Source organism: Citrobacter sp. Cf132 (assembly GCF_030333885.1).
GTDB classification, from domain to species: Bacteria; Pseudomonadota; Gammaproteobacteria; order Enterobacterales; family Enterobacteriaceae; genus Citrobacter; species Citrobacter freundii.
Map to the genome: position 1 here is coordinate 170318 of NZ_JAOWFA010000051.1, position 26126 is coordinate 196443.

General features: G+C 56.2%; 25 protein-coding genes, 3 tRNA genes and 1 pseudogene. 13 read left to right on the forward strand and 16 right to left on the reverse strand.

Features of this window, described 5'->3' with window-relative positions; translation table 11 throughout:
• Window positions 1-15 precede the first annotated feature (15 nt).
• Genes pcaF through paaA form a run of 10 tightly spaced genes read right to left on the reverse strand, consistent with a single transcriptional unit; the run spans window position 16 to window position 8195 of the window.
• A complete protein-coding gene (pcaF, locus tag OGV85_RS09610; protein WP_048219087.1) occupies window positions 16-1221 on the reverse strand; it encodes a 3-oxoadipyl-CoA thiolase in 1206 nt (401 codons plus the stop codon).
• Window positions 1221-1643, reverse strand: a complete 423-nt coding sequence (gene paaI, locus OGV85_RS09615) for a hydroxyphenylacetyl-CoA thioesterase PaaI (protein ID WP_061547873.1) — start codon at window positions 1641-1643, stop codon at window positions 1221-1223. The genes pcaF and paaI overlap by 1 nt, the downstream gene beginning before the upstream one ends.
• Complete coding sequence (locus OGV85_RS09620) at window positions 1636-3054, reverse strand: 3-hydroxyacyl-CoA dehydrogenase (protein ID WP_061547872.1); 1419 nt, start codon at window positions 3052-3054, stop codon at window positions 1636-1638. The genes paaI and OGV85_RS09620 overlap by 8 nt, the downstream gene beginning before the upstream one ends.
• A 3-nt stretch (window positions 3055-3057) precedes the next feature.
• On the reverse strand, window positions 3058-3846 hold the full coding sequence (gene paaG / locus OGV85_RS09625) for a 2-(1,2-epoxy-1,2-dihydrophenyl)acetyl-CoA isomerase PaaG (protein ID WP_061547871.1): 789 nt from the start codon (window positions 3844-3846) through the stop codon (window positions 3058-3060).
• Window positions 3847-3848: 2 nt separating this feature from the next.
• Entirely contained in the window at window positions 3849-4616 is a 768-nt protein-coding gene (gene paaF / locus OGV85_RS09630; RefSeq protein WP_061547870.1) for a 2,3-dehydroadipyl-CoA hydratase PaaF, read from the reverse strand.
• Entirely contained in the window at window positions 4613-5683 is a 1071-nt protein-coding gene (gene paaE, locus OGV85_RS09635) for a 1,2-phenylacetyl-CoA epoxidase subunit PaaE (RefSeq protein WP_003030840.1), read from the reverse strand. Before paaE ends, paaF begins: the two co-directional genes overlap by 4 nt.
• A 7-nt stretch (window positions 5684-5690) precedes the next feature.
• The gene (gene paaD / locus OGV85_RS09640) at window positions 5691-6191 is read right to left on the reverse strand and encodes a 1,2-phenylacetyl-CoA epoxidase subunit PaaD (RefSeq protein WP_061547869.1); all 501 of its coding nucleotides are present in this window, start codon (window positions 6189-6191) and stop codon (window positions 5691-5693) included.
• Between the two features lie 12 nt (window positions 6192-6203).
• Entirely contained in the window at window positions 6204-6959 is a 756-nt protein-coding gene (gene paaC / locus OGV85_RS09645) for a 1,2-phenylacetyl-CoA epoxidase subunit PaaC (protein ID WP_061547868.1), read from the reverse strand.
• A 7-nt stretch (window positions 6960-6966) separates the two neighbouring features.
• Window positions 6967-7254 carry a 1,2-phenylacetyl-CoA epoxidase subunit PaaB gene (paaB, locus tag OGV85_RS09650; RefSeq protein WP_061547867.1) on the reverse strand — a complete coding sequence of 96 codons (288 nt, stop codon included), beginning with the start codon at window positions 7252-7254 and terminating at the stop codon, window positions 6967-6969.
• 11 nt (window positions 7255-7265) lie between these two features.
• Window positions 7266-8195: a 1,2-phenylacetyl-CoA epoxidase subunit PaaA gene (paaA, locus tag OGV85_RS09655; RefSeq protein ID WP_061547866.1), complete on the reverse strand. Its 930-nt coding sequence runs from the start codon at window positions 8193-8195 to the stop codon at window positions 7266-7268.
• A gap of 285 nt (window positions 8196-8480) precedes the next feature.
• Here paaA and paaZ point away from each other — a divergent pair, with 285 nt between their 5' ends.
• Window positions 8481-10526 (forward strand): phenylacetic acid degradation bifunctional protein PaaZ, encoded by a 2046-nt coding sequence (gene paaZ, locus OGV85_RS09660; RefSeq protein ID WP_061547865.1) that lies wholly within the window; start codon window positions 8481-8483, stop codon window positions 10524-10526.
• A gap of 82 nt (window positions 10527-10608) precedes the next feature.
• Here the strand turns inward: paaZ and OGV85_RS09665 are convergent.
• Window positions 10609-10684, reverse strand: a tRNA-Asn gene (locus tag OGV85_RS09665).
• A gap of 160 nt (window positions 10685-10844) precedes the next feature.
• Here OGV85_RS09665 and OGV85_RS09670 point away from each other — a divergent pair.
• Both OGV85_RS09670 and OGV85_RS09675 read left to right on the forward strand, forming a co-directional pair.
• The gene (locus tag OGV85_RS09670) at window positions 10845-12332 is read left to right on the forward strand and encodes an EmmdR/YeeO family multidrug/toxin efflux MATE transporter (RefSeq protein ID WP_003846749.1); all 1488 of its coding nucleotides are present in this window, start codon (window positions 10845-10847) and stop codon (window positions 12330-12332) included.
• A 99-nt stretch (window positions 12333-12431) separates the two neighbouring features.
• Window positions 12432-12507: transfer RNA gene (locus tag OGV85_RS09675), tRNA-Asn, on the forward strand.
• 140 nt (window positions 12508-12647) lie between these two features.
• Here the strand turns inward: OGV85_RS09675 and cbl are convergent.
• Window positions 12648-13598 (reverse strand): HTH-type transcriptional regulator Cbl, encoded by a 951-nt coding sequence (cbl, locus tag OGV85_RS09680; RefSeq protein WP_003832224.1) that lies wholly within the window; start codon window positions 13596-13598, stop codon window positions 12648-12650.
• A gap of 101 nt (window positions 13599-13699) precedes the next feature.
• Complete coding sequence (gene nac / locus OGV85_RS09685; protein ID WP_286553475.1) at window positions 13700-14617, reverse strand: nitrogen assimilation transcriptional regulator NAC; 918 nt, start codon at window positions 14615-14617, stop codon at window positions 13700-13702.
• 326 nt (window positions 14618-14943) lie between these two features.
• Here nac and OGV85_RS09690 point away from each other — a divergent pair.
• A tRNA-Asn gene (locus tag OGV85_RS09690) sits at window positions 14944-15019 on the forward strand.
• A gap of 55 nt (window positions 15020-15074) precedes the next feature.
• On the opposite strand, the pseudogene OGV85_RS09695 reads toward OGV85_RS09690, so the two are convergent.
• Window positions 15075-15296 (reverse strand): annotated as a pseudogene (locus OGV85_RS09695) (type II toxin-antitoxin system PemK/MazF family toxin); the annotation flags it as partial.
• A gap of 223 nt (window positions 15297-15519) precedes the next feature.
• Here OGV85_RS09695 and fecI point away from each other — a divergent pair.
• The 7 genes from fecI to fecE all read left to right on the forward strand — a co-directional run bounded on the left by fecI (window position 15520) and on the right by fecE (window position 23079).
• Window positions 15520-16041 carry a ferric citrate uptake sigma factor FecI gene (gene fecI, locus OGV85_RS09700; protein WP_003036312.1) on the forward strand — a complete coding sequence of 174 codons (522 nt, stop codon included), beginning with the start codon at window positions 15520-15522 and terminating at the stop codon, window positions 16039-16041.
• On the forward strand, window positions 16038-16991 hold the full coding sequence (fecR, locus tag OGV85_RS09705) for a ferric citrate uptake sigma factor regulator FecR (protein WP_061547863.1): 954 nt from the start codon (window positions 16038-16040) through the stop codon (window positions 16989-16991). The genes fecI and fecR overlap by 4 nt, the downstream gene beginning before the upstream one ends.
• A gap of 86 nt (window positions 16992-17077) precedes the next feature.
• Entirely contained in the window at window positions 17078-19402 is a 2325-nt protein-coding gene (gene fecA / locus OGV85_RS09710; RefSeq protein WP_061547862.1) for a TonB-dependent Fe(3+) dicitrate receptor FecA, read from the forward strand.
• Between the two features lie 58 nt (window positions 19403-19460).
• Window positions 19461-20363, forward strand: coding sequence for a Fe(3+) dicitrate ABC transporter substrate-binding protein FecB (locus OGV85_RS09715; protein WP_003036307.1), 903 nt, complete (start codon window positions 19461-19463; stop codon window positions 20361-20363).
• Entirely contained in the window at window positions 20360-21358 is a 999-nt protein-coding gene (gene fecC / locus OGV85_RS09720; RefSeq protein WP_057063885.1) for an iron-dicitrate ABC transporter permease FecC, read from the forward strand. The genes OGV85_RS09715 and fecC overlap by 4 nt, the downstream gene beginning before the upstream one ends.
• The gene (gene fecD, locus OGV85_RS09725) at window positions 21355-22311 is read left to right on the forward strand and encodes a Fe(3+) dicitrate ABC transporter permease subunit FecD (protein WP_057063887.1); all 957 of its coding nucleotides are present in this window, start codon (window positions 21355-21357) and stop codon (window positions 22309-22311) included. The genes fecC and fecD overlap by 4 nt, the downstream gene beginning before the upstream one ends.
• Window positions 22312-23079 carry a Fe(3+) dicitrate ABC transporter ATP-binding protein FecE gene (fecE, locus tag OGV85_RS09730; protein WP_003036301.1) on the forward strand — a complete coding sequence of 256 codons (768 nt, stop codon included), beginning with the start codon at window positions 22312-22314 and terminating at the stop codon, window positions 23077-23079.
• A 90-nt stretch (window positions 23080-23169) separates the two neighbouring features.
• Here the strand turns inward: fecE and OGV85_RS24415 are convergent, their stop codons facing one another.
• Window positions 23170-23385 (reverse strand): AraC family transcriptional regulator N-terminal domain-containing protein, encoded by a 216-nt coding sequence (locus tag OGV85_RS24415; RefSeq protein WP_061547861.1) that lies wholly within the window; start codon window positions 23383-23385, stop codon window positions 23170-23172.
• A gap of 21 nt (window positions 23386-23406) precedes the next feature.
• Window positions 23407-24300 (reverse strand): LysR family transcriptional regulator, encoded by an 894-nt coding sequence (locus OGV85_RS09740; protein WP_061547860.1) that lies wholly within the window; start codon window positions 24298-24300, stop codon window positions 23407-23409.
• 114 nt (window positions 24301-24414) lie between these two features.
• Here OGV85_RS09740 and OGV85_RS09745 point away from each other — a divergent pair, with 114 nt between their 5' ends.
• Together OGV85_RS09745 and OGV85_RS09750 are read left to right on the forward strand one after the other, a co-directional pair.
• Window positions 24415-25323, forward strand: a complete 909-nt coding sequence (locus OGV85_RS09745) for an alpha/beta hydrolase (protein ID WP_197472652.1) — start codon at window positions 24415-24417, stop codon at window positions 25321-25323.
• Between the two features lie 46 nt (window positions 25324-25369).
• Window positions 25370-26125, forward strand: a complete 756-nt coding sequence (locus OGV85_RS09750; protein ID WP_061547859.1) for an SDR family NAD(P)-dependent oxidoreductase — start codon at window positions 25370-25372, stop codon at window positions 26123-26125.
• The last annotated feature ends 1 nt before the right edge of the window (window position 26126 follow it).

Here is a 26126-nt window from a genome sequence, read left to right on the forward strand (position 1 = left end):
CGCAGGTCAATTAGCTCACACTCGCTCAAGGATCATGGCAATGCCCTGACCCACGCCAATACACATCGTACACAGCGCATAGCGTCCATTGCGTCGTTCCAGCTCCAGCGTCGCGGCCAGCGCTAACCGCACACCGCTCATCCCCAGCGGGTGACCTAAAGCGATAGCCCCCCCATTGGGATTTACGTGTTCTGCATCATCTGCCAGTCCAAGCTGTCTCATCACTCCCAACGCCTGGGCGGCAAAGGCTTCATTCAGCTCAATTACATCCATATCGTTAATATTCAGCCCGGCGCGCTCCAGCACTTTACGCACCGCCGGAACCGGCCCAAGCCCCATGTACTTCGGCTCAACGCCCGCGGTCGCCATGGCGACGATGCGCGCACGTGGCGTTAAGCCCTGCGCGGCGGCCTGCTGCTGGCTTGCGATAATCAGCGCCGCAGCACCGTCATTGACACCGGAAGCATTGCCCGCCGTCACCACGCCGCCCTTGCGGAACGGGGTTTTCAGCGAGGCCAGTTGCTCCAAAGTGGTTTCTGCACGCGGATGTTCATCTTCACGCACCGCGCTGACCGCACCTTTCTTACCAATAATCTGCACCGGCACAATTTCCTGCGCCAGAATGCCGTCGCGCTGCGCTTTCGCCGTACGCTGTTGGCTGCGGTACGCAAAGGCGTCCTGGTCCCTTCGGCTTACATTTAACAATTCGGCTACATTCTCTGCCGTTTCCGGCATGCTGTCAGTACCAAATTGTTGCTGCATGAGCGGGTTCACAAAACGCCAGCCGATGGTGGTATCAAACATTTCCGCCTGACGCTGGTACGGCGCGGTGGCCTTGCCCATGACGAACGGCGCGCGGGACATGGACTCCACGCCACCGGCAATCATCAGGTCCGCATCACCCGCTTTAATGGCCCGCGCGGCAAAGCCAATTGCGTCCAGACCAGAGCCGCACAGGCGGTTAATGGTGGTACCGGACACGCCGTACGGATAACCCGCCAGCAGGGTCGCCATATGCGCCACGTTGCGGTTATCCTCGCCCGCCTGGTTGGCGCAACCGAAGATCACATCGTCAATAACGCTGGCATCCAGGTGTGGGTTGCGGTTGAGTAATTCACGCAATGGAATGGCCGCCAGATCGTCGGCACGCACGCCTGCCAGCGCCCCGCCGTAGCGACCAATCGGGGTACGAATACCGTCACAAATAAATGCGTCACGCATTAGACTTCTCCTGTAATCGTGCCGCCGATGCGGTGCGATTTTCCGCGAAACAGGGCAACGGTTTTTTGCTGTTGATTAACAATCTCAATGTCGTAAACGCCGGTCAGCTTGCCCTGCTGTTTCACCCGCGCGGTGGCGGTCAGCAGATCGCCAGTGAAGGCCGGGCGCAGGAAATCGATGCTCGCCGCCGACGCCACCGCCGCCAGCCCCTGGCTGTTACAGGCGTAGGCAAAGGCGGTGTCCGCGAGCGAAAACAGCTGCCCGCCGTGACAGGTCTGGAGGCCGTTGAGCATCGATGGCAGCACCGCCATCGTCATCTGCGCATAGCCTTCATCCATTTCGATAATCTCGATGCCCAGCGCGCGGGCGCAGGTATCTTTCTCGTACATGGCGCGGGCGTTGCGCCAGGCCTGGTTACTCATGACGCATCTCCAGCAGCGCCATCTGGCGCAGTCGCGCACTCGGGCGGTAGCGTTCTTCGCCGTAGTGCTGTTGTAGGTTTTCCAGCAGGCGCAGCACGCGCCCCCAGCCAAGCGATTCACCCCAGGCAATCGGGCCGCGTGGGTAGTTCACCCCCAGACACATAGCGGTATCGATATCATCCGCGCTGGCGACGCCTTTTTGCACCGCATCCAGCGCTTCGTTCGCCAGCATCGCTACCGTACGCCATACCAACAGGCCGGGATAATCAGCAATGTGCAGAACCTTTTTGCCCTGCTGCTGGAAGTAGTACACCGCTTTGTCGGTTGCCGACTGTGGGTTGGTTTGCGCGCTCGCCAGTACGACCGTGTCGCCCGCCGCATGGTCATAAACCACCACCGGGCGCTGATGCTGCACGCTTAAGGCCAACGCGGTTTCACCGGAAGTTTCCAGCAGCAGCACATCATCCAGCTCAGTGACAACGTCACGTTTAATGTTTTTTGCTGCATTTTCAGGCTGTACCGCTGCAACAGCCAGATCAGGCGATACTTCAACAGGCCAGCGATAGACACCGTGTCCACTCTTCTTGCCCAGACGCCCCGCCAGAGCGAGCTCCTGTTGCAGCAAAGACGGCAGAAAGCGGCGATCCTGCCAGAAGGCGTTAAATACCGAACAGGTAACGGCAAAGTTGACGTCCTGACCGATCAGATCGGTCAGCGCCAGCGGCCCCATAGGGAAACCGCCGCCGTCGCGTAGCGCCGCGTCAATCACTTCCGGCACGGCGACCTGTTCCTCCAGCGCACGCCAGGCTTCGGCGTAAAACGGGCGCGCCACGCGGTTGACGATAAAGCCCGGCGTGGAGCGGCAGCGTACCGGCTGTTTGCCCCAGGCGCTCACGCACTGGCAAAGCTGCTCCACCACTTCCGTGGAGGTGGCAAGGCCGCTGACGACCTCGACCAGCTTCATCACCGGCGCCGGGTTAAAGAAATGCAGCCCCGCCACCCGTTCCGGGTGCTTAATGCCCGCCGCAATGGCGGTAATGGAGATAGACGAGGTATTACTGGTCAGCAGCGTCGACGGCGAGCAAATCTCTGCCAGCTCGCTGAACAGCGCCTTTTTAATCTCAAGACGTTCGGACGCGGCCTCAATGATTAACTGCGCATCGGCTAGTTGTGTTAATTCGGTTGCTGACGTAATGCGTGCCAGCAGCGCCTGCGCCTGCTCGGCGCTGACTTTGCCGCGGCTAACGCGGGCGTTGAGGCGCTCGGCAATGCCGTCGATAGCGCGGGTAATCGCCTCAGACGAAATGTCATACAGCCGCACCGCGTGTCCGGCACTGGCCGCCACTTCGACGATCCCGGCCCCCATGGTGCCGCCGCCAATCACGGCGATGGTGTGAAGAGTCTGGCTCATGGCTTATTTCCCGCTGAACTGTGGCTGACGTTTGGCGAGGAAGGCGCTGACGCCTTCGCGATAGTCGTCGCTGCGACCGGCCATGCGCTGGTAGTCGCGCTCAAGCTCAAGCTGCTGATCCAGCGTATTGGTTTCGGAAAGCTGCAAAGCTTTCTTAATTAACCCCAGCCCATAGGTCGGCTGCGTAGCAAAATGACGCGCCATGGCTAACGCGGTGTCTTTCAGTTCAGCGTCATCCACCACCTGCCAGATCATCCCCCACTGCGCGGCCTGTTCGGCGCTGAGGTTATCGCCCAGCATCAGTAAACCTACGGCGCGAGCGCGGGTGGTCACACGGGGCAGCAGCCAGCTACCGCCGCAGTCCGGCACCAGGCCAAGCTTGCTGAAGGCCATCACAAACTTCGCCGAACGCGCGGCCAGCACGATATCGCAGCCCAGCGCTAACGTTGCACCCGCCCCGGCGGCCACGCCGTTAACGGCGCAGATAACCGGCTTCGGCAGCGCGGCTAAACGACGCACCAGCGGGTTGTAAAAGCGTTCCACCGACATGCCCAGATCCGGCGCGGGGCCGCTTGGGTCAACGTTACGGTCATTCAGATCCTGTCCGGCGCAAAAACCGCGACCGGCACCGGTAATCAGCAGGCAGCGAATGGTGTCGTCACGTTCGGCCTGTTTCAGGCAGTCGGCGAGCTGCTGGTGCATCACGTCATTAAAGCTGTTGAGTCGGTCCGGGCGGTTCAGGGTGATGGTCATGACGCCCTGTTCCACTTCGCTGAGAATGAATGCGTCCACGATTAGCGTCCTTTAAATTCCGGGGTACGTTTTTGTAAAAAAGCGGCGATACCTTCACGGCGGTCGTCGGTGCCGCTCAGCACGGTAAACAGCTGGCGTTCCTGTACAAGACCGGCCTGAAGGCTCACCTCGTGCGCCAGACGCAGCGACTGCTTTGCCGCACGCAGCGCCAGCGGCGAGTGGCGAGCGATGTTTGCAGCCAGCTTCAAGGCATATTCATCAGAGAGGTTCGCCGGGTGAATGTCGCTCACCAGCCCAGCCTGCTGTGCGCGTTCGGCATCAATGCTTTCGCCGCTCAGCACCATCCGGTTCGCCAGCGCTTTACCAACGCTGCGGATAAGCCGCTGCGTACCACCCGCCCCCGGCATGGTGCCGAGAGTAATCTCCGGCAGGCCAAAACGGGCGTTATGGCCGGCAATCACCAGATCACAAAGCAGCGCCAGCTCGCAGCCCGCCCCCAGCGCATAGCCGTTCACCACCGCTATCAGCGGCTTGTTGAAGGCATCGATGCGCGCCCACAAACGAGGACGAATATCGTCGAAGGTGGCGGGCAAGTCTTTTTCCGCTATTTCGTTGAGATCGGCACCGGCAGCGAAATAGCACGGGTTACCGCTAATCACGCAGACGCTCACGCAGGCGTCTGCAGCCGCACTTTCCAGCGCGTCGGCTATCTGCGTCAGCAGCGCGTTGTTTAACGCATTACGCGCCTGCGGACGGTTCAGGGTCAGTTGCAGCACACGGTCATGACGGGTAATCAGCAGTTCGCTCATGCCGTCCCCCGCGCGTCAAAGTCGACCACCACATCCGCGCTTTTGGGCAGCGCCTGGCAGCTCAGCACATAGCCCGCCGCCACTTCATCGGCTTCCAGGCTATAGTTGGCGGCCATTGCCACTTCGCCCTGCACCACTTTGCATTTACAGGTGGCACAGACGCCGCCTTTACAGGCAAACGGCAGGTCTGCGCCCTGACGCAGCGCCGCATCAAGAATGCTGTCATCTTCGGCGTTCAGCGAAATCAGGCGATCGCGGCCGTCCTGGCGAATAGTCACCGTGCGGCCTTCAGCCTGCACGCCGGTGGCGCGTTTCACGCTGGTGCCCGGCGTATTGAAGCGCTCAAGGTGAATAGATTTTTCCGGCACGCCCAGTTCACGCAGCGCCACTTCGGCTTCGTCCATCATCGCCGACGGGCCGCAGATAAACGCATCATCAAAACGGCTGAAATCAAGCAGCGTTTTGCCCAGCGCATGCAGCTTGTCGCCGTCAATGCGCCCTTGCAGCAGGTCGCTGTCCATCGACTCCTGGCTGAACAGATGCACCACCTGCAAACGCTGCGGGTAGCGGTCTTTCAGGTCGGCCAGCGCCTGACGGAACATCATGCTGTGGCTGCTGCGGTTGCCGTAAATCAGGGTGAACTGACTGGCCGGTTCGGTCGCCAGCGTCGCTTCAATAATCGCCATCATCGGCGTAATGCCGGAACCGGCGGCAATCGCCAGATATTCCGCTTCACGCTCGGCCTGCGGCTGGTAGCCAAAGTGCCCCTGCGGCACCATCACCTCAAATTCCATACCCTGCTGAATATCGCTCTGGGCATAGCGGGAGAAACGGCCGCCGTCGATGGCTTTGACCGCCACGCTGATTTCTGACGGCGAACGGCTGCGGCAGATGGAGTAGCAGCGGCGTAACTCTTCCCCGCCCAGGCGGGTTTTCAGCGTCAGGTGCTGGCCCGGACAGAAGGCGTACACGCTACGCAGCGCGTCGGGAATGGCAAAGGTAATGGTGACCGAATCACGGGTTTCCGGCTCAACGTTTGCCACGGTAAGCGAATGAAATGTTGTCATCGCAGCCTCAAATACATTTAAAGTAATCAAAGGGTTCACGGCAGCTATCGCAGCGATACAGCGCTTTACAGGCCGTGGAACCGAATTCACTAATCAGTGAGCTGTGGGTGCTGCCGCAGCGTGGGCAGACCACATCCTTTGGCATCTCGCCGGCGTGGCAGGCATGGGCATGCGGCGGGCTGATACCATACTGGCGCAAACGCTCGCGGGCATCAGGGCTCATCCAGTCGGTGGTCCATGGCGGATCGAGCTGTAGCACAATATGTACCGTCGTGTAGCCATGCGTGGTCATCACCGTACGAATCTCACCCAACAGGTGCTCGGTAGCCGGGCAGCCCGAGTAGGTTGGCGTAAAGCCAATCACCCAGCCGTCGCCGAGGCGTTCAACCCGGCGTACCATCCCCAAATCGGTAATGGTCAGCACCGGCACTTCCGGGTCGGGGATCGCGCTTAACAGTCCCCACACGGTGCGCACTTCGGCGGGCGCGATATCGGCAAGACGTTGCATAGCCACCTCCTGTTACCACTGCTGTCCAGGGTACGAACGCTGTAAATACTGCATTTCTGCCAGCATCGGACCGAGATGCTCACTGTGCAGCCCCTGCTTACCGCCGCTGCGGAACGCCGCCTCCTGGGGAATTTGCAGGCCGGAATCAAGCAGCGCGGTGTGGACCGTTGCCTGCCATTCCGCCTGGAGCGTGCGCGGATCGACGGCGATTTCCTGCTCGCTCAGGTCAATTTCCAGCGCATCGGCAACGAACAGTTCACCGGTATAGCGCCACAGGTTATCGACTGCCTGCTGCATACGCTGCGTCGAGAGCGCGGTGCCGTTGCCCAGACGTTCCAGCCAGCCGCGGCTGAAGCGCTGGTGATAACGCACCTCTTTCAACCCTTTGGCCGCAATGGCGGCGAGCTGCGCGTCGCGGCTATAGACCAGACGGCTGAACAGCGCCACGTGCCAGACGTCGATAAAGAACTGGCGGGCAATGGTGTCGGCAAAGTTGCCGTTCGGCTGTTCAACCAGCAGCAGATTGCTGAACTGGCGTTCATCGCGGCCGAAGGCCAGCGTGTCTTCGTCGCCGTTACCGTTCAGTTCGGCGGCGTAGCTGAGAAAATTGCGCGCCTGTCCCAACAGATCGAGACCGATATTGGCCAGCGCCAGGTCGATTTCCAGCTCCGGTGCGTGGCCGCACCATGCGCCTAAACGCTGTGCCAGGATCAGGCCGTTATCGCCCAGACGCAGGGCATAGGTTGCAACGGGATTGAGAGTCGTCATCGTTGCCTCACATATGTTCCATGCCGTCCGGCACGGTGTAGAACGTCGGGTGGCGGTAGACTTTGCTTTCTGCCGGGTCGAAGAATTCATCGCGATCTTCCGGCTGCGAGGCAACGATTTCACTCGCCTTCACGACCCAAATAGAGCAGCCTTCGCTGCGGCGGGTGTAGGCATCACGCGCGTTTTCCAGTGCCATTTGGTCATCGGCGGCGTGCAGGCTGCCCACGTGGCGGTGCGACAAACCCTGTTTGCTGCGGACAAACACTTCGTATAACGGCCAGTATGTTTTGCTCATCTTTTTTTTCCTCAGGCGGCATCGCGAGCGCGTTGTTTTTCGGCATGAGCCAGCGCGGCTTCGCGCACCCATGCACCCTCTTCCCAGGCCTTACGCTTGGCGCCCAAACGTTCGTGATTGCAGACACCACGACCGTTGATGACCTCATTAAATTCCTGCCAGTCGATCTCACCGAATCGGTATTTCCCCGTCGCTTCATCAAGCTGCAGATCGGCATCCGGCACGGTCATGCCGAGGATTTCAACCTGCGGAACGGTGTTATCCACAAAGCGCTGGCGCAGTTCGTCGTTGGAATGCAGTTTGATTTTCCACGCCATACTGCGGGCGCTGTTCGGCGAGTTGTCGTCGCTCGGCCCGAACATCATCAGCGCGGGCCACCAGAAACGGTTGATCGCATCCTGGAGCATCTGCCGCTGTTCTTCGCTGCCCGCCGCCAGCGCCATACAGGCTTCAAAGCCCTGACGCTGGTGGAAGCTTTCTTCTTTGCAGATTTTGACCATCGCCCTGGCATACGGGCCGTAGGAGGTGCGGCACAGCGCCACCTGGTTGACGATCGCCGCGCCATCGACCAGCCAGCCGATCACACCGATATCCGCCCAGCTCAGGGTTGGGTAGTTGAAGATGGAGGAGTATTTCATCTGCCCGTCGAGCATCTTCTGGTACAGATCCTCACGCGCGCAGCCCAGTGTTTCCGCCGCGCTATAGAGGTACAGGCCGTGTCCGGCCTCGTCCTGTACTTTTGCCAGCAGAATGGCCTTACGCCGCAGCGTGGGTGCGCGGGTTATCCAGTTGCCTTCTGGCAGCATGCCGACGATTTCCGAGTGCGCATGCTGGCCAATCTGGCGGATCAGCGTCTTACGGTATGCATCCGGCATCCAGTCCTGCGCCTCGATGGCGGTGTCCTGCGCGATGCGCTGGTCAAAGCGTTGTTCTTCTGTCACGTCATCACCTTATGATTCCGATAATTTAAACAAATCAATTTTTATGAATCACTTTGTTTTGTAAAAGTTACATCTTAGTTAAATAAATCCACAAATTTTGTTTGTTGATTTTGCGATACTTGTCGCAAATGGTTTTTGTTTATTCAGTAATAACAGTTATATAACCAATGAAGACAAAGTGTTCGCGATCTCATTGTTAATAAATTATTAAAATCCCTCTTGCATTTTGTGATTCACAAAATAACTATTTAAAGAGAAATTACGGAACACATCTGGAGATTAACGATGCAGCAGTTAGCCAGCTATTTATCCGGCGCCTGGCAGACCGGCCGGGGCCGCACCCGTACTATCCACCACGCCATCAGCGGCGAACCGCTTTGGGAAGTGACAAGCGAAGGACTGGATATGGCGCAGGCGCGCCGCTTCGCCATCGAGCACGGCGGCAAAGCGTTACAGGCAATGAGCTTTATTCAGCGCAGCGCGATGCTAAAAGCGGTGGCGAAGCATTTAATGGAACTGAAAGCCGATTTCTATGCCATATCCGCGCAAACCGGAGCAACACGCGGTGACAGCTGGGTCGATATCGAAGGCGGCATCGGCACGCTTTTCACTTATGCCAGCCTCGGCGGGCGTGAGCTGCCGGATGATGTGCTGTGGCCGGAAGATGAGCTGATTCCGTTGTCCAAACAGGGCGGTTTTGCCGCACGCCACGTGCTGACCTCCAAATCCGGCGTTGCGGTACATATCAACGCCTTTAACTTCCCCTGCTGGGGGATGTTAGAAAAGCTGGCGCCGACCTGGCTTGCCGGCATGCCCGCGATCGTTAAACCGGCGACCGCCACCGCGCAGCTGACGCAGGCGATGGTCAAAGCCATTGTCGACAGCGGGCTGGTGCCGGACGGCGCAATAAGCCTGATCTGCGGCGGCGCGGGCGATCTGCTGGATAATCTGGATAGCCAGGACGTAGTGACCTTTACCGGCTCTGCGCATACCGGACAGCAATTGCGCGTGCATCCGAATCTGGTGGAGAAATCTGTGCCCTTCACCATGGAAGCGGATTCGCTGAACTGCTGCGTACTGGGCGACGATATCACCCCGGAGCAGCCGGAGTTTGCGCTGTTTATTCGCGAAGTGGTGCGCGAAATGACCACCAAAGCCGGGCAGAAATGTACCGCCATTCGCCGCATTATCGTGCCGCAGGCGCAGGTGAAAGCCGTCAGTGAAGCGCTGATTGCCCGCCTGCAAAAGATAGTAGTGGGCGATCCGGCGCAGGAAGGCGTGAAGATGGGCTCGCTGGTGAATAACGATCAGCGTCAGGACGTGCAGGATAATGTGAATCGTCTGGTTGAAGCCGGATGTGAGGTGCTGCTGGGCGGAAAGGCAGATCTGAGCACCGCTGGAGCTTTCTTCCCGCCAACGCTGCTGTTTTGTCCGCAGCCGGATGAAATTACCGCGGTACATGCAATTGAAGCCTTTGGTCCGGTCGCCACGCTGATGCCGTATCAGAATACCGAGCATGCCATGACGCTGGCGCGCGCTGGTGAAGGCAGTCTGGCAGGAACGCTGGTGACGGCGAGCGGCGAACTGGCGCGAGAGTTTATCCTCGGTGCAGCCCGCGCCCACGGGCGTATTCAGGTGCTGAACGAAGAATCCTCGGCGGAATCGACCGGCCACGGCTCTCCACTGCCACAGCTGGTCCACGGTGGGCCTGGACGTGCAGGCGGCGGTGAAGAGCTGGGCGGTCTGCGTGCGGTGAAACACTACATGCAACGCACTGCCATTCAGGGCAGTCCAACCATGCTGGCCGCCGTTAGCCAGCAGTGGGTACGCGGCGCGCAGGTCACGGAAGATCGCATTCACCCGTTCCGCAAATATTTCGAAGAGATCCAACCGGGCGATAGCCTGCTGACTCCGCGCCGCACGCTGACCGAAGCGGATATCGTCAATTTTGCCTGTTTGAGCGGCGATCACTTCTACGCTCATATGGACAAAATTGCAGCGGCCGAGTCTATTTTCGGCGAACGCGTGGTGCACGGCTATTTCCTGATTTCCGCCGCTGCCGGTCTATTTGTAGACGCGGGCGTTGGCCCGGTTATCGCCAACTACGGTATGGAAAATCTGCGCTTTATCGAGCCGGTTAAGCCGGGCGACACTATCCAGGTGCGTTTAACCTGCAAACGCAAAACGGTGAAACTTCAGCGCAATGCCGAAGAAAAAGCGACTGGCGTGGTGGAATGGGCGGTGGAGATTTTCAATCAGCACCAGCAGGCGGTGGCGCTGTATTCCATTCTGACGTTGGTTGCGCGTCAGCATGGGGATTTCCCGGCTTAAGAACCCGGTGTCGCTTCGCGCGACCAGACTTGAAACAAAAAGCAAAAAGCCTGCTTAGTTTCCTGAGCAGGCTTCTTAAATATGGCTCCTCTGACTGGACTCGAACCAGTGACATACGGATTAACAGTCCGCCGTTCTACCGACTGAACTACAGAGGAATCGTTGTGGAGGCTTATCTTAGCGGCGAAAAAATTTTTGTCAAACCTCATTTCTTCGAATGCGAATCAATTGATGCTTCTCTCGACAGTTTGTTGCATTTACAGACATTTTAAATAGAAAAAACTTTGCAGCTTTTTTGATTCTCCCTCATCATTTGAAATGAGGTTTCAACTTTCTTCGTTAAGGTCCACTTTGAACGTCTCCGCTGCCTTACGCCAGGTCGCTTCCCGCACGCCCTGGTATGCCAAACGCAAGAGTTATAAGGTTCTCTTTTGGCGCGAAATCACTCCGCTGGCTGTCCCCATTTTCCTGGAAAACACCTGTGTGCTATTGATGGGTGTTCTGAGTACCTTCCTGGTAAGTTGGTTGGGAAAAGAAGCAATGGCCGGTGTCGGACTCGCCGACAGTTTTAATATGGTCATCATGGCATTTTTCGCCGCCATCGATCTGGGTACCACCGTAGTTGTAGCATTTAGCCTCGGGAAACGAGATCGTCGACGGGCCAGAGCCGCAGCCAGACAATCGCTGGTGATCATGACAATTTTTGCTACCGTGCTGGCAGCGGTCATTCACTATTTTGGTCAACAGATTATTGACGTTGTTGCAGGTGAAGCAACGCCAGACGTTAAAGCTTTGGCACTTACCTATCTGGAGCTGACGGTGCTCAGCTACCCGGCGGCAGCCATTGCGCTGATCGGCAGTGGCGCACTACGTGGAGCCGGAAATACTAAAATACCGTTGTTGATTAACGGCGGTATGAACATCCTGAATATCATCATCAGTAGCATCCTGATTTACGGAATCTTTTCCTGGCAAGGTCTGGGATTTGTGGGAGCAGGCCTGGGACTGACCATTTCGCGCTACATCGGGGCGATTGCCATCATCTGGGTACTGATGATTGGTTTTAACCCCGCGCTGCGAATTCCCTTCAAAAGCTATTTTAAGCCACTCAATCTCGCCATTATATGGGAGGTCATGGGGATCGGCATTCCGGCAAGTATCGAGTCAGTGCTGTTCAATGGCGGTAAACTTTTGACGCAGATGTTTGTTTCAGGCATGGGAACCAGCGTTATCGCCGGGAACTTTATTGCATTTTCTATCGCCGCGCTTATCAATTTACCGGGGAATGCTTTAGGTTCCGCGTCGACAATCATTACCGGCAGGCGTCTGGGAAATGGCCAGATTGCCCAGGCTGAAATCCAGCTACGGCATGTGTTCTGGCTGTCGACGATTGGGCTAACGGCAATTGCCTGGCTAACCGCACCTTTCGCCGGGGTGATGGCCTCATTTTATACCCACGATCAGGATGTAAAAGAGGTCATAGTCATCCTGATTTGGCTCAACGCAGCATTTATGCCGATATGGGCAGCCTCCTGGGTGTTACCAGCGGGCTTTAAAGGTGCGCGAGATGCACGTTTTGCTATGTGGGTATCGATGCTGGGCATGTGGGGCTGCCGCGTAGTCGCGGGCTACACTCTGGGTATCGTATTAGGATGGGGAGTGGTCGGCGTTTGGTTAGGTATGTTCTTCGACTGGGCCGTGCGCGCTGCGTTATTTTACTGGCGTATGGTCACAGGCCGCTGGTTGTGGAAATACCCACGCCCCGAACGCGAAAAGTGCATAAAACAACCGGTTGCGTCTGAATAATCGGCGAAATGAGGAATATTTCAGCAAACGATCGTATTTATCCATTCAGGCTTTGACAACGCTGAGCGGCATCGCTAATATTCGCCTCGTTCAAACGATTCCTCTGTAGTTCAGTCGGTAGAACGGCGGACTGTTAATCCGTATGTCACTGGTTCGAGTCCAGTCAGAGGAGCCATATTTAAGAAGCCTGCTCAGGAAACTAAGCAGGCTTTTTGCTTTTCTGCGATCCCATTAGCCAGGTAGAGCGCTTCACTTCACACCCAGACTTTTCCATACTGGCGACGATAGAAGCCCGTTTCTCACGGGCTTTTATTGTTAAATCTGATAATCAATCACCGCTTCATCTGGCTCCATCGCCTGACGCTTAATTTCATCGACGGATAACCCTGCGTTGCATAGCTCGATGAATCGCCAGACGTAGTTGCGCTGCAGTTGTCCGCGTTTAAGCCCTAGCCAAACGGTATTTGCATCAAACAAATGCCGGGTATCCAGACGGGTTAACGTCCCCTCTTCCTGCTCGCCGCTGGATTGCTCTGCCACCAGCCCAATCCCCAATCCCAGTGACACGTAAGTTTTAATCACATCCGAGTCCTGGGCACTGAGAATAATATCAGGTATCAGCCCCTTGCGAGCAAACGCCTCATCGATGCGGGAACGCCCTGTAATCCCCTGACGATAGGTAATTAACGGCCAGTGAGCGATGGACTCCAGCGTTAGCGGAGAAGCCTTCACTAATGGATGGTCATGAGGAACAAGCAGGCTGTGGTGCCAACGAAACCAGGGAAAAGCCACCAACAATGGATCGCTGCTCAGCCGCTCACTGGCAATTCCGATATCTGCCCCGCCATTTTGTAGCAGGACATCAATCTCCTGTGGTGTGCCCTGAATAAGTTCCAGACGCACCTCAGGGAACAGCTCACGAAAGGCTTTTATCACCGCAGGCAAGCTATAGCGTGCCTGGGTATGCGTGGTGGCAATCGTCAGAACGCCGGACGTGTCATTGGTAAACAGATCCGCCAGTCGACGAACATTGCTGGCCTCATTCAGAATACGCTCGGCAATGATCAGCAAGGCTTTACCCGGTTCAGTCATGCCCAACAGACGTTTACCGCGACGGATAAAAATTTCGATGCCAAGTTCATCTTCAAGTTCACGAATGTGTCGGCTGACGCCCGACTGCGAGGTGTACAGTATATTCGCGACCTCCGTCAGGTTGTAATCCTGACGGGCCGCCTCGCGGATTATTTTGAGTTGCTGGAAATTCACGTTTCACTCCGGGCACATCAGACATTACGCTATTGTTAAAGTCTGATGCCCGGCATAACAAATAATAAAAACCTGCATCTTATTCCTCGTGGGAATAAGGTTTAGCTGACCAGTTGCAATTCGCGATTTTCCAGCGCCGGACGGCTAACCAGCGACAACAGGATCTCCTTCACTGCCTGCGCCTGGGGCGACAAGCTCCCTCTGGCTGATACGTTCAACGATAATGGCAGATTCATCGATGGGGTTGTGATGCGCGCCATCCAGCCGTTCGCTGTATTGCATAATGAACGGGCGGCCGACTCGGGCAACACTGTGACGCCCATACCACTGGCAATGGCGGCCGTCAGGGTGGAGATAGATTCAATTTCGCCAATCACTTTAGCCGTTAAGCGACGTAGCGAAAAAGCTTCATCCACGCGCAGGCGAACCGCGCTGTAATCCCGTGGCAAGAACAAATTCATCTGCGCCACCGCGGCTAAATCGACGCTTTGCCCCGGGCACTCACGCGTGCCGACCAGATACAGATCCTCTTTAAGCAACGGTTGACTGCTGATGCCCGCCACGGGTGAACGCTCATAGAGCACTGCCATATCTAATTGCCCGCTGAGCAGCTTGTCATTCAGCACTGCCCCACTGTTTTCATGCAGATAGACCTGCACATCGGGCAGTTCGGCACGTAGCGTCTGTAATAACGGCATGGTAATGGATGACGCTGCTGTCCCCGGCGAAAGGCCGATAGAGACCTGGCCTGTCAAGGTCTGTCCCACGTTATTAACCGCAAGTTGCGCCTGTTCACACTGACGTAAAATCGTCCGGGCGTGGGTATATAACACTTTTCCTGCTTCCGTCGGCGTGACGCCACGCTTGGTACGAATCAGCAATTGCTGATCAAGCTCACCTTCCAGCGTAGCGACCTGCTGGCTCAGCGCGGGTTGCGCAATGTGCAATACTTCCGCTGCCTGGGTCAGGCTACCAATATCGACGATTTTCACGAAATATTTCAGTCGTCTAAAGTTCATTTTGCCTCCTGTCGGAATACCAGAACCCGTGCTGGCAGTCATTGAATTCAGGATTGCAAGATACTTGCCACTTTCGTCTAAAACGGTGTTTTATGGTTAAAGCCGCACAAAGTCAGGAGTAAAAGCGAAGGAAGATCATTCTGCACACCGAAATATCTCATTCAGGCTGCCCTGGAAGAGGTAGACACGCACCAGAATGGGGCAAAAGCATAAAAAGACGGAAAGATCGCCGCTTTGCTGATTTTGTCAGCAAACGAACACACAAATGTATTTACCCCTTTGACAAGCCTCACCACCCTCGCTAATATGCGCCTCGTTCAAACGATTCCTCTGTAGTTCAGTCGGTAGAACGGCGGACTGTTAATCCGTATGTCACTGGTTCGAGTCCAGTCAGAGGAGCCATATTTAAGAAGCCTGCTCAGGAAACTAAGCAGGCTTTTTGCTTTTATGCTATTGCTCATTGCGCATTGCGCATATCAAAGCCACAGCTCAGTCTGGCCAACACTTCATTCATAATGACCGCAGGTATTTGTTCCAGGCGCTTGCCGTTCCGAGGTTCAATATCAATAGTTCTGGACTGATCACGGCGAATAACGCCCGTCGTTTTAGTGCCCGCATCATCCAGTTAAACGCTAACACCAGCAGCATGAGCAAGGTTTCCGCCACTGGTGACAGGAACTGAGGTGTCCGATTCTCACTCACAACAGACATGGTCAGATGTCATTCCAACCAGCACATGCCAAAAGCAGACTCCTTTTCCCGTCTAATATCCACATCATAAGATTTTTATAAAAAACAATGCGTTAATACGTTCAACGTAATACAATTATATTTCCAATTGTAATGATAACCATTCTCATATTACTATAATCGCGTGATAATTAACTTTTGATACATTCCGCATGTCTGACCACGCCACTACCACTGCTTCCTTTACGCTCGAGTCGCTTTATGGCGCACATCACGGCTGGCTGAAAAGCTGGCTGACGCGCAAACTCCAGTCCGCCTTTGATGCAGATGACATTGCCCAGGACACTTTTCTACGGGTAATGGGCAGCGGGTCGCTCTCGACGATCCGCGATCCGCGCTCCTTCCTGTGCACTCTCGCCAAACGGGTAATGGTCGACCTGTTTCGTCGAAACGCGCTGGAAAAAGCCTATCTGGAGATGCTGGCGCTGATGCCGGAGGCGCTCGCGCCTTCGCCCGAGGAACGTGAGAGTCAGCTCGAAACCCTGCAACTCATCGACAGCATGCTTGACGGGCTGAGCGGAAAAACACGCGAAGCGTTTCTCCTTTCGCAGCTGGATGGTCTGACCTACAGCGAAATAGCGCTAAAGCTTGGTGTTTCGGTCAGTTCAGTGAAAAAATATATGGCAAAGGCTATCGAACATTGTCTGCTGTTTCGTCTGGAGCACGGTCTGTGAACGCTTCTATCACCGATTCTCGCCGTCAGGCTTTGCGCTCGGCATCACACTGGTATGCCGTATTGAGCGGCGAGCGTGTCAGCCCACAGCAGGAAGCGCGCTGGCAACAATGGTATGAAGAGGACAAAGATCATCAGTGGGCCTGGCAACAGGTTGAAAACCTGCGCAGCCAGCTCAGCAGCGTTCCGGGCGATATCGCCAGCCGGGCGCTGCACGATACGCGTCTTACACGTCGTCATGTCATGAAAGGGCTACTGCTGCTGCTCGGCGTGGGCGGCGGCTGGCAGCTCTGGCAATCTGAAGCCGGAGAAGGTCTGCGCGCAGACTACCGCACCGCCAAAGGGGCTGTCAGCCATCAGCGGCTGGACGATGGCTCGCTGCTGACGCTCAACACGCAAAGCGCCGCGGACGTTCGTTTTGATACGCGTCAACGCGCTGTCCATCTCTGGTACGGCGAAATTGCTATTACTACCGCAAAAGACGCGCAGCAGAGACCTTTCCACGTTGTGACCCGCCAGGGCCAGCTCACCGCGTTAGGCACAGAATTTACCGTCTACCAGCAGGACAACGTCACACGCGTTACCGTTCAACAACACGCGGTTGAAGTCTTACTGGCAAACCGTCCGCAGGAAAAACGCATCGTCAGCGCTGGCGAGAGCCTGCAGTTTAGCGCGTCTGAATTTAGTGCAATTACCTCAGCGGATGATGAAAGCGCCGCCTGGACGCAGGGCATTCTGAGCTTTAGCGATAAACCTCTGGGTGAAGTGATTGCCACGCTGAGCCGTTATCGCAACGGCGTGCTGCGTTGCGATCCGGCGGTGGCCGGGCTGCGCCTGAGTGGCACGTTCCCGCTGAAAAATACCGATGCGATTCTGGATATTATTGCCCAGACACTTCCAGTGAAAATTCAGACTATTACGCGATACTGGGTCAATATTTTGGCACTGTAAGAAAAATAATTCTCATTTTCATTGTCCTTTTTCCCCTTCTCATTCGACTCATAGCTGAACACAACAAAAATGATGATGGAGAAGGTATGACGCCTTTACGCGTTTTTAGCAAAACAACACCTTTGGTTAACGCCATTCGCCTGAGCTTGCTGCCGCTGGCTGGGCTCTCGTTATCCGCTTTCGCAGCGCAGATTGATATTGCACCAGGCTCACTCGATAAAGCGCTAAACCAATATGCCGCACGCAGCGGAATTACCCTGTCTGTTGATGCCAGCCTGACGCGCGGCAAACAGAGTAACGGTCTTCACGGTGACTACGACGTCGAAACCGGTCTGCAACACCTGCTGAACGGTAGCGGCCTGCAGGTGAAACCACTGGGTAATAACAGCTGGACACTTGAGCACGTACCAACACTGCAAGAAGATTCCCTGACCGTGGTGGGCGACTGGCTGGGGGATGCGCGCGAAAACGACGTATTCGAACATGCCGGCGCGCGTGACGTTATCCGCCGTGAAGATTTCGCCAAAACCGGCGCGACGACCATGCGCGAGGTGATGAACCGCATTCCTGGCGTTACCGCCCCGGAGAACAACGGTACCGGTAGCCACGATCTGGCGATGAACTTTGGTATTCGCGGCCTGAACCCGCGCCTGGCCAGCCGTTCAACGGTACTGATGGACGGTATTCCGGTGCCGTTTGCCCCTTACGGCCAGCCGCAGCTTTCCCTGGCACCCGTTTCGCTCGGAAATATGGACGCCATCGATGTGGTACGCGGCGGCGGTGCCGTACGTTACGGGCCGCAGAGCGTGGGCGGCGTGGTGAACTTTGTCACCCGCGCCATTCCGCAAGACTTCGGGATCGAAGCCGGCATGGAAGGCCAGCTCAGCCCAACGTCCTCACAAAATAATCCCAAAGAGACGCACAACCTGATGGTGGGCGGCACGGCGGATAACGGTTTTGGTACCGCCCTGCTTTACTCCGGCACCCGCGGCAGCGACTGGCGCGAGCACAGCGCGACGCGCATCGACGATCTGATGCTGAAAAGCAAATATGCGCCGAATGACGTGCATACTTTCAACAGCCTGCTGCAATACTACGACGGAGAAGCCGACATGCCCGGCGGCCTGTCGCGCGCGGATTACAACGCCGACCGCTGGCAGTCCACGCGCCCTTACGATCGCTTCTGGGGGCGCCGCAAGCTGGCAAGCCTCGGCTATCAGTTCCAGCCGGACAGCCAGCATAAATTCAATATTCAGGGCTTCTACACCGAAACCCTGCGTAGCGGCTACCTGGAACAGGGCAAACGCCTCACCCTTTCACCGCGTAACTACTGGGTACGCGGCATTGAACCGCGCTACAGTCAGAGCTTTATGGTGGGTCCTTCCGCGCACGAAGTGGGCGTGGGATACCGCTATGTGAGCGAGTCGACGCATGAAATGCGTTACTACACCGCCACCAGCAGCGGACAACTCCCGTCCAGCGCTAGCCCATACGATCGCGACACCCGTTCCGGCACCGAAGCGCACGCCTGGTATCTGGATGACAAAATCGACATTGGCAACTGGACTATCACACCGGGTATGCGCTTTGAACATATCGAGTCATACCAGAACAACGCCATCAAAGGCACACATGAAGAAGTGAGTTACAACGCCCCACTTCCGGCGCTAAACGTGCTTTATCACCTGACTGATAGCTGGAATCTTTATGCAAACACTGAAGGCTCATTCGGCACCGTACAGTACAGCCAAATTGGCAAGGCTGTGCAAAGCGGCAATGTGGAACCGGAAAAAGCGCGAACCTGGGAGCTCGGAACCCGATACGACGATGGCGCGCTGACAGCGGAAATGGGGCTGTTCCTGATTAACTTTAATAATCAGTACGACTCCAACCAGACCAACGACACCGTAACCGCACGGGGTAAAACGCGCCATACCGGGCTGGAAACCCAGGCCCGCTATGACCTCGGCACGCTGACGCCAACGCTCGACAACGTTTCGGTCTACGCAAGCTATGCGTATGTGAACGCCGAGATCCGCGAGAAAGGCGACACCTACGGCAACCAGGTGCCGTTCTCGCCGAAACACAAAGGCACATTGGGCGTGGACTATAAACCGGGTAGCTGGACGTTCAACCTGAATAGCGATTTCCAGTCCAGCCAGTTTGCGGATAACGCCAACACCGTGAAAGAGAGCGCCGACGGCAGTACTGGTCGCATCCCTGGCTTTATGCTCTGGGGCGCACGCGTAGCTTATGATTTTGGTCCGCAAATGGCAGACCTGAACCTGGCGTTCGGCGTGAAGAATATCTTCGACCAGGCGTACTTCACCCGCTCTTATGACGACAACAACAAAGGCATCTACGCAGGCCAGCCGCGCACGCTGTATATGCAGGGGTCGTTGAAGTTCTAATTCACACCGATTTCGTTGGCCGGGTAAGCGCAGCGCCACCCGGCTTTCAGGAGCACCGATGTTCACATTTATCCGCACACTTTTCGCCGCTCTGCTGCTGGTCACCAGCCACGCTTTTGCCGCCACGGTTCAGGACGAACATGGCACCTTTACGCTTGATAAAACGCCACAGCGGATAGTGGTACTGGAGCTGTCGTTCGCGGACGCGCTGGCTGCCGTCGATGTCAGTCCGGTCGGCATTGCCGACGATAACGATGCCACGCGCATTCTTCCCGAAGTTCGCGCCCATCTGAAACCCTGGCAGTCTGTCGGCACGCGTGCGCAGCCGAGTTTAGAAGCCATTAGCGCGCTGAAACCGGACCTGATCATCGCCGACAGCAGCCGTCATGCGGGTATTTACAGCGCCTTACAGCAAATAGCACCGGTGCTGCTGCTTAAGTCCCGCAATGAAACCTACGCTGAAAATCTACAATCTGCGGCCATCATCGGCGAAGTCGTGGGAAAAAAGACACAGATGCAGTCACGTCTGGCGCAACACCAACAACAGATGTCAGCGTGGGCCAGCCAGTTGCCAAAAGGCACGCTGGTGTTATTTGGTACGTCCCGGGAGCAGCAGTTTAACCTTCATACGCAGGGGACCTGGACCGGGGGCGTCCTGACCTCTCTGGGGCTGAAGGTACCTGCGGCGATGGCTGGTGCGTCTATGCCGTCCATCGGCCTGGAACAGCTGCTGGCGCTCAATCCTGCATGGCTGCTGGTCGCACATTATCGCGAAGAGAGCATCGTGAAACGCTGGCAGCAAGACCCGCTGTGGCAGATGTTAACGGCTGCGCAAAAACAGCAGACGGCGTCGGTCGACAGTAACGCCTGGGCGCGGATGCGCGGCATTTTTGCGGCCGAACGTATTGCCAGCGACACGGTAAAAATCTTCCATCACCAGCCTTTATCCGATGTGAAATGACAGTTCTCAGACATCCGGCGTTGCAATGGGGGCTACCCCTTGCCGCGCTTATCGCAGTTTTCTGGCTGAGTCTGTTTTGCTACTCGGCCATTCCTGTTTCTGGCGTTGACGCCATTCGCGCCCTGCTGCCGGGCCACGCGCCGACGCTTCCACAAACGCTGGTGCAAAACCTACGTCTGCCGCGAAGCCTGGTCGCCATTCTGATCGGCGCAAGCCTGGCTCTCGCGGGAACGCTGCTGCAGACTTTGACGCATAATTCAATGGCATCTCCTTCGCTGCTCGGTATTAACAGCGGCGCGGCGCTGGCGATGGCACTGACCAGCGCGCTCAGCCCCGTGCCCGTCGCGGGTTACTCCATCGCCTTTATCGCCGCCTGTGGCGGCGGCGTAAGCTGGCTGCTGGTGATGACCGCAGGCGGCGGATTTCGCCATACCCAGGACAGAAACAAACTGATCCTCGCGGGTATCGCGTTCTCGGCGTTTTGCATGGCCCTGACCCGCATCACCCTGCTGCTGACGGAAGATCACGCCTACGGCATTTTTTACTGGCTCGCGGGAGGCGTATCCCACGTACGCTGGCAGGAGTTCTGGCAGCTTTTCCCGGTGGTGGCAGCTGCTATACCGGTGGTGTTGCTGCTGGCCAATCAACTGAATCTGCTTAACGTCAGCGACAGCACCGCCCGTACGCTGGGGGTGAATCTGCCGAAGCTGCGTTTAATCATCAACATTCTGGTGCTGCTTCTGGTCGGTACCTGCGTCAGCGTGGCCGGCCCGGTGGCTTTTATCGGTCTGTTGATGCCGCATCTGGCTCGCTTCTGGGTAGGATTCGACCAGCGCAAGGTCCTGCCGATGAGCATACTGATGGGCGCCACGCTGATGCTAGTGGCGGATGTTCTGGCCCGCGCGCTGGCCTTCCCTGGCGAATTACCCGCGGGGGCTGTGGTGGCTCTGATTGGTGCGCCCTGCTTTGTCTGGCTGGTTAGGAGGCGTGGTTGAAAATTGTGTTAGTCATTTTTATCGCCCTCGCACTGGCAGGATTTTCGCTGCTGTCTCTGCAAATGGGGGTGATCGCCGTTCCCTGGCGCGCCCTGCTGACCGACTGGCAGGCCGGGCGTGAGCATCATTACGTGTTAACGGCGTACCGCCTGCCGCGACTGCTGCTGGCGTTGTTTGTCGGTGCAGCCCTCGCGGTGGCAGGCGTTCTGGTACAAGGGATCGTTCGTAACCCTCTGGCGTCGCCGGATATTCTCGGCGTAAACCATGCCGCCAGCCTTGCCTCTGTGGGCGCACTGCTTCTCGTACCGTCACTGCCGGTGATTGCTCTGCCGCTGCTGGCCTTTGCCGGTGGCATGGTGGGCCTGATCCTGCTGAGAATGCTGGCGAACACCAGCCAGCCGATGAAGCTGGCACTCACGGGTATCGCGCTGTCTGCCTGCTGGGCCAGCCTGACGGACTGGCTGATGCTTTCGCGCCCGCAGGATGTGAACAGCGCTCTGCTGTGGCTAACCGGCAGCTTATGGGGCCGTGACTGGAGCTTTGTGAAGATTGCCGTCCCGCTGCTGATGTTGTTTCTGCCGCTGAGCCTGGGTTTTTGCCGCGATCTCGACCTTCTGGCACTGGGCGATGCGCGCGCCACCACGCTCGGTGTGTCGGTGCCGCGTATCCGGCTCCTGGCTTTGCTACTGGCCGTCGCCATGACATCTACCGGCGTGGCCGTCTGCGGCCCAATTAGTTTTATTGGTCTTGTGGTGCCGCATATGGTGCGCAGTATTACCGGTGGGCGTCACCGCTGGCTGCTGCCCATATCGGCCATGACAGGTGCGTTGCTGCTGGTGGTTGCCGACCTGCTGGCGCGAATTACTCATCCCCCGCTGGAGCTTCCGGCTGGCGTACTGACCGCCATTATCGGTGCACCGTGGTTTGTCTGGCTGCTTGTGAGAATGCGATAAATGACATTACGAACTGAAAATCTGACGGTCTGTTACGGTACAAACAAGATCCTTGATGGCGTTTCACTCGCCCTACCAGCGGGGAAGACAACCGCCCTGCTCGGCCCTAACGGCTGCGGGAAATCGACGTTGCTAAACTGTTTTTCACGGCTGTTAGCGCCGCAATCCGGTGGCGTATTTCTCGGCGATAATGCCATCAACACGCTCTCATCACGCCAGCTAGCCCGCAGGCTGGCGCTGCTGCCCCAGCACCATTTAACGCCAGAGGGGATCACCGTCCAGGAGCTTGTTTCGTACGGTCGCAACCCGTGGTTGTCACTCTGGGGGCGCCTCTCCGTTGAAGACAATGCGCGGGTCCAAGATGCTATGCACCAGACCCGGATCCAACATCTTGCCGACCGACGGTTAACCGATCTTTCCGGCGGTCAGCGCCAGCGCGCCTTTCTGGCGATGGTCCTGGCCCAGAATACACCCGTCATACTACTCGATGAGCCAACCACCTATCTCGATATCAATCACCAGGTGGAACTGATGCGGTTGATGGGCGAACTCCGGGCTCAGGGGAAAACGGTGGTCGCAGTGCTGCACGACCTTAATCAGGCCAGCCGGTACTGCGATCATCTGGTGGTAATGGCGAACGGACATATTATGGCGCAAGGCACACCAGAAGCGGTGATGAACCCTGGATTGCTGAGAACCGTATTCAACGTGGATACGGAAATACACCCCGAACCAGTATCTGGTAGGCCGATGTGTGTAGTTAGGTAAATGACACAAGCTGTAATGTTACCATGGTCTCAACAGGTCGCCTGTCATATCACTTGCGCTGTGATGACTTCACTCTGCCCAGGTAACATTTCAACTGTTCTGAGCTGAATAATATTGCAGCGTTCTGTCATCAATCATCATGCGTTTAGGACCAGTCAAAACCATGTTAATCATCGGTTCATAAACTGCAGACAGGCGGTGTTCAGGGATTACTCTCGGCACCATAGCAACCCGTGAAATGCAGGTTTCGGTAAGCTGATTATCCGTGGCTAATGCAAGTTCTCGTAACTTCGGTAATTTTTGCATTTAACGAGTGATAACACGTCGCTATAATGCGGGCATTCTCAGCGCTTCAACAATGATATTAAACGCAGCCGAGGATTTCAGCCGGCTGGTGTAATACAGATAATACCCCGGGAAAGTGATAGTGAAGTCGTCCAGAACGGTGAGCAGTCGGCCAGAGGCGATATCATCCTGCACTAATGCCTGCGGAACATAAGCCAGCCCGTAACCGTCAAGACAGGCCTGATGAACCTGATTGATGCCGTTAACGATAACCTGCCCCTGAACGCGCAACTTTTGCTCTTGCCCGTTAATTAAAAACGTCCACGGCAAATTCTGTCCATGAGTGGGTAACTGTAAATTGATACACGGCAGCGTCAGCAATTGTGCGGGAGTTGTCGGGAAATCCTGTTCCTGCAGACACTGAGGCGAGGCTACGACCACCATACGGTGTTCCGCGCTAATCGGAATGGCCACCATATCCTGGGCTATCAGGCCACCTCGCCGTACACCGGCATCAAAACGCTCTTTGGCGATATCAACCAGGCCATAATCCGTGATCAGTTCCAGGTGAATATCAGGATAGTTCTTCAAAACCGGCGCCAGTTTCGGCCACAGAACCTGCTGGATAGCGTATTCATCGGCGGATATACGTATTTTTCCCGCGGGTTTATCCCGCAAGTCAGCAAGCTGATCAAGACCGGTAGAAATTTCTTCGATAGCCGGGCCAATCAACTGTGCCAGACGCTCTCCCGCCTCCGTCAGAGTCAGGCTCCGCGTCGTGCGATTAAGTAACTTTAGCTGCAGACGCGCTTCAAGATTCCCGATAGTCTGACTCACCGCCGACTGTGATGTCCCTGATTTCACTGCCGCCCGCGTGAAGCTTCCCTCCTGAACAACCGTCAGGAAGGTGATCAGGTCGTTAAGATTCTCTTTCATTGATTAATAAGCCACGCTAATAACTGACATCAAATTATCCACGCTAATCAAATGAACTGTCCAGTTCTATCATCATTTCACCGTCACAACACACGTCGACTCCGGGGGGACAAAATGATGAAATCCATTCGCTTTACCAATGCCGAAATCACCATGGCGGGGAATCTGTTCCTGCCCGAGAATTTTAACGAATCCGCATGCTATCCAGCTATTGTGGTCGTTCACCCGAGCAGCGGCGTCAAAGAACAAACGTCAGGCCTGTATGCTGAAGAACTGGCGCGTCATGGCTACATTACCCTGGCGTTTGATGCCGCTTATCAGGGTGAAAGCAGCGGAGAACCTCGTCAGCTTGAAAACCCATATCACCGGGTGGAAGATATCAGCGCAGCTATAGACTATCTGGTGGCTCAGCACTGCGTCGATGAGCAGCGAATCGGTGTCGTTGGCATCTGCGCTGGCGGCGGCTATGCCATTCACGCCACCATGCTGGATCGCCGAATTAAAGCACTTGGCACCGTCAGCGCCGTTAACTATGGCGACATGTATCGCCAGGGATGGGAAGGCAATCAACAGCCTGCATCATCCCTTGAACTTCTGCAAATGGCTGCGGAACAACGTACTGCGGAGGCAAAAGGCGCAGCCACTGGCTATCTGCCCACCACCCCAAGCTCCGTAGAGGAGGCACAAAACAGGGATTTTGCTGAGGCTTATGAGTATTACCGTACGCCACGAGCGATGCACCGAAACGCACCCAGTCGATTCACCACTCGTAGCCTTGCTCAGCTGGTTACCTATGATGCCTTCAACCTCGCCAATATTTTTTTGACTCAGCCCATGCTGGTAATTGCGGGCAGCGAGGCGGAAACGCGCTGGATGACGGAAGAGATTTATCAGCGAGCCGCAAGCCAGAATAAAAACCTGCATATCGTTAATGGTGCTACCCATATCGCCATGTATGACCAGCCTGAATATGTGTCGGAAGCGGCAGTCAAATTTGTCTCTTTCTTCGCAGAACACCTGTAGACCCACGCCTTGCCCACCGGGCTACCACTGACCAGAGAACGACATCATGAAATATACCCTTATCACCGGCGCCAGTTCAGGCATCGGCAAAGCCCTTAGCTATCAGTTCGCTTCTCGCGGCTACAACCTGATTCTCACCGCCCGGCGCGAGGACGAGTTGCAGAAACTTAAACAGGATATTGAAAGCCGGTATGCGGTGCAGGTCATCACAAAACCGTGCGATCTGGCTCAGGAAGGCCAGGCAGAACACCTGTATCGCCAGTTGGCTGATTTCGATCTCGTTATGCTTATCAATAATGCGGGGTTTGGCGATTTCTCCATGCCCTGGGATATCGATTTAGCGAAAGCGACCCGGATGCTGGATTTAAATGTTAAGGCCCTGACCACGCTCTCCCTTCTGTATACACGGGATTATGCCGATCGGGAGGCGACGCTGATTAACGTGTCATCCGTCGGCGGTTATTCACTCTTTGATATCGCCGTTACCTATTGCGCGACTAAGTTCTTTGTTGCCGCATTTACCGAGGGACTGGCGCAGAATCTGCGTGACAAGGGCAAAAAAATGCGGGCTAAGGTGATCGCGCCAGGTCCAACACAGAGTGAATTCGTTGTTCATTCTTCAGACAATGGTGGCATCAGTGGCGATGGATTGTTTGCCGAGGACTCATTCATTACCGCGGAAAAGCTGGCGGATTACACATGGCAACTGTTTGACAGCGACAGTACGGTGGGCATCGTCAATACCGACCGCCAGTTGATGCTTAAGTCACCCGTCTATCCTTACATTAACGTCCCGCATTAAT

What these genes read in the sequence shown, in the direction of transcription:
- pcaF (WP_048219087.1), bottom strand. Translation starts at nt 1,221, where the DNA reads ATGCGTGACGCATTTATTTGTGACGGTATTCGTACCCCGATTGGTCGC.
- paaI (WP_061547873.1), bottom strand. Translation starts at nt 1,643, where the DNA reads ATGAGTAACCAGGCCTGGCGCAACGCCCGCGCCATGTACGAGAAAGAT.
- OGV85_RS09620 (WP_061547872.1), bottom strand. Translation starts at nt 3,054, where the DNA reads ATGAGCCAGACTCTTCACACCATCGCCGTGATTGGCGGCGGCACCATG.
- paaF (WP_061547870.1), bottom strand. Translation starts at nt 4,616, where the DNA reads ATGAGCGAACTGCTGATTACCCGTCATGACCGTGTGCTGCAACTGACC.
- paaE (WP_003030840.1), bottom strand. Translation starts at nt 5,683, where the DNA reads ATGACAACATTTCATTCGCTTACCGTGGCAAACGTTGAGCCGGAAACC.
- paaD (WP_061547869.1), bottom strand. Translation starts at nt 6,191, where the DNA reads ATGCAACGTCTTGCCGATATCGCGCCCGCCGAAGTGCGCACCGTGTGG.
- paaC (WP_061547868.1), bottom strand. Translation starts at nt 6,959, where the DNA reads ATGACGACTCTCAATCCCGTTGCAACCTATGCCCTGCGTCTGGGCGAT.
- paaB (WP_061547867.1), bottom strand. Translation starts at nt 7,254, where the DNA reads ATGAGCAAAACATACTGGCCGTTATACGAAGTGTTTGTCCGCAGCAAA.
- paaZ (WP_061547865.1), top strand. Translation starts at nt 8,481, where the DNA reads ATGCAGCAGTTAGCCAGCTATTTATCCGGCGCCTGGCAGACCGGCCGG.
- OGV85_RS09670 (WP_003846749.1), top strand. Translation starts at nt 10,845, where the DNA reads ATGAGGTTTCAACTTTCTTCGTTAAGGTCCACTTTGAACGTCTCCGCT.
- nac (WP_286553475.1), bottom strand. Translation starts at nt 14,617, where the DNA reads ATGAACTTTAGACGACTGAAATATTTCGTGAAAATCGTCGATATTGGT.
- fecI (WP_003036312.1), top strand. Translation starts at nt 15,520, where the DNA reads ATGTCTGACCACGCCACTACCACTGCTTCCTTTACGCTCGAGTCGCTT.
- fecA (WP_061547862.1), top strand. Translation starts at nt 17,078, where the DNA reads ATGACGCCTTTACGCGTTTTTAGCAAAACAACACCTTTGGTTAACGCC.
- OGV85_RS09715 (WP_003036307.1), top strand. Translation starts at nt 19,461, where the DNA reads ATGTTCACATTTATCCGCACACTTTTCGCCGCTCTGCTGCTGGTCACC.
- fecC (WP_057063885.1), top strand. Translation starts at nt 20,360, where the DNA reads ATGACAGTTCTCAGACATCCGGCGTTGCAATGGGGGCTACCCCTTGCC.
- fecE (WP_003036301.1), top strand. Translation starts at nt 22,312, where the DNA reads ATGACATTACGAACTGAAAATCTGACGGTCTGTTACGGTACAAACAAG.
- OGV85_RS24415 (WP_061547861.1), bottom strand. Translation starts at nt 23,385, where the DNA reads ATGCAAAAATTACCGAAGTTACGAGAACTTGCATTAGCCACGGATAAT.
- OGV85_RS09740 (WP_061547860.1), bottom strand. Translation starts at nt 24,300, where the DNA reads ATGAAAGAGAATCTTAACGACCTGATCACCTTCCTGACGGTTGTTCAG.
- OGV85_RS09745 (WP_197472652.1), top strand. Translation starts at nt 24,415, where the DNA reads ATGATGAAATCCATTCGCTTTACCAATGCCGAAATCACCATGGCGGGG.
- OGV85_RS09750 (WP_061547859.1), top strand. Translation starts at nt 25,370, where the DNA reads ATGAAATATACCCTTATCACCGGCGCCAGTTCAGGCATCGGCAAAGCC.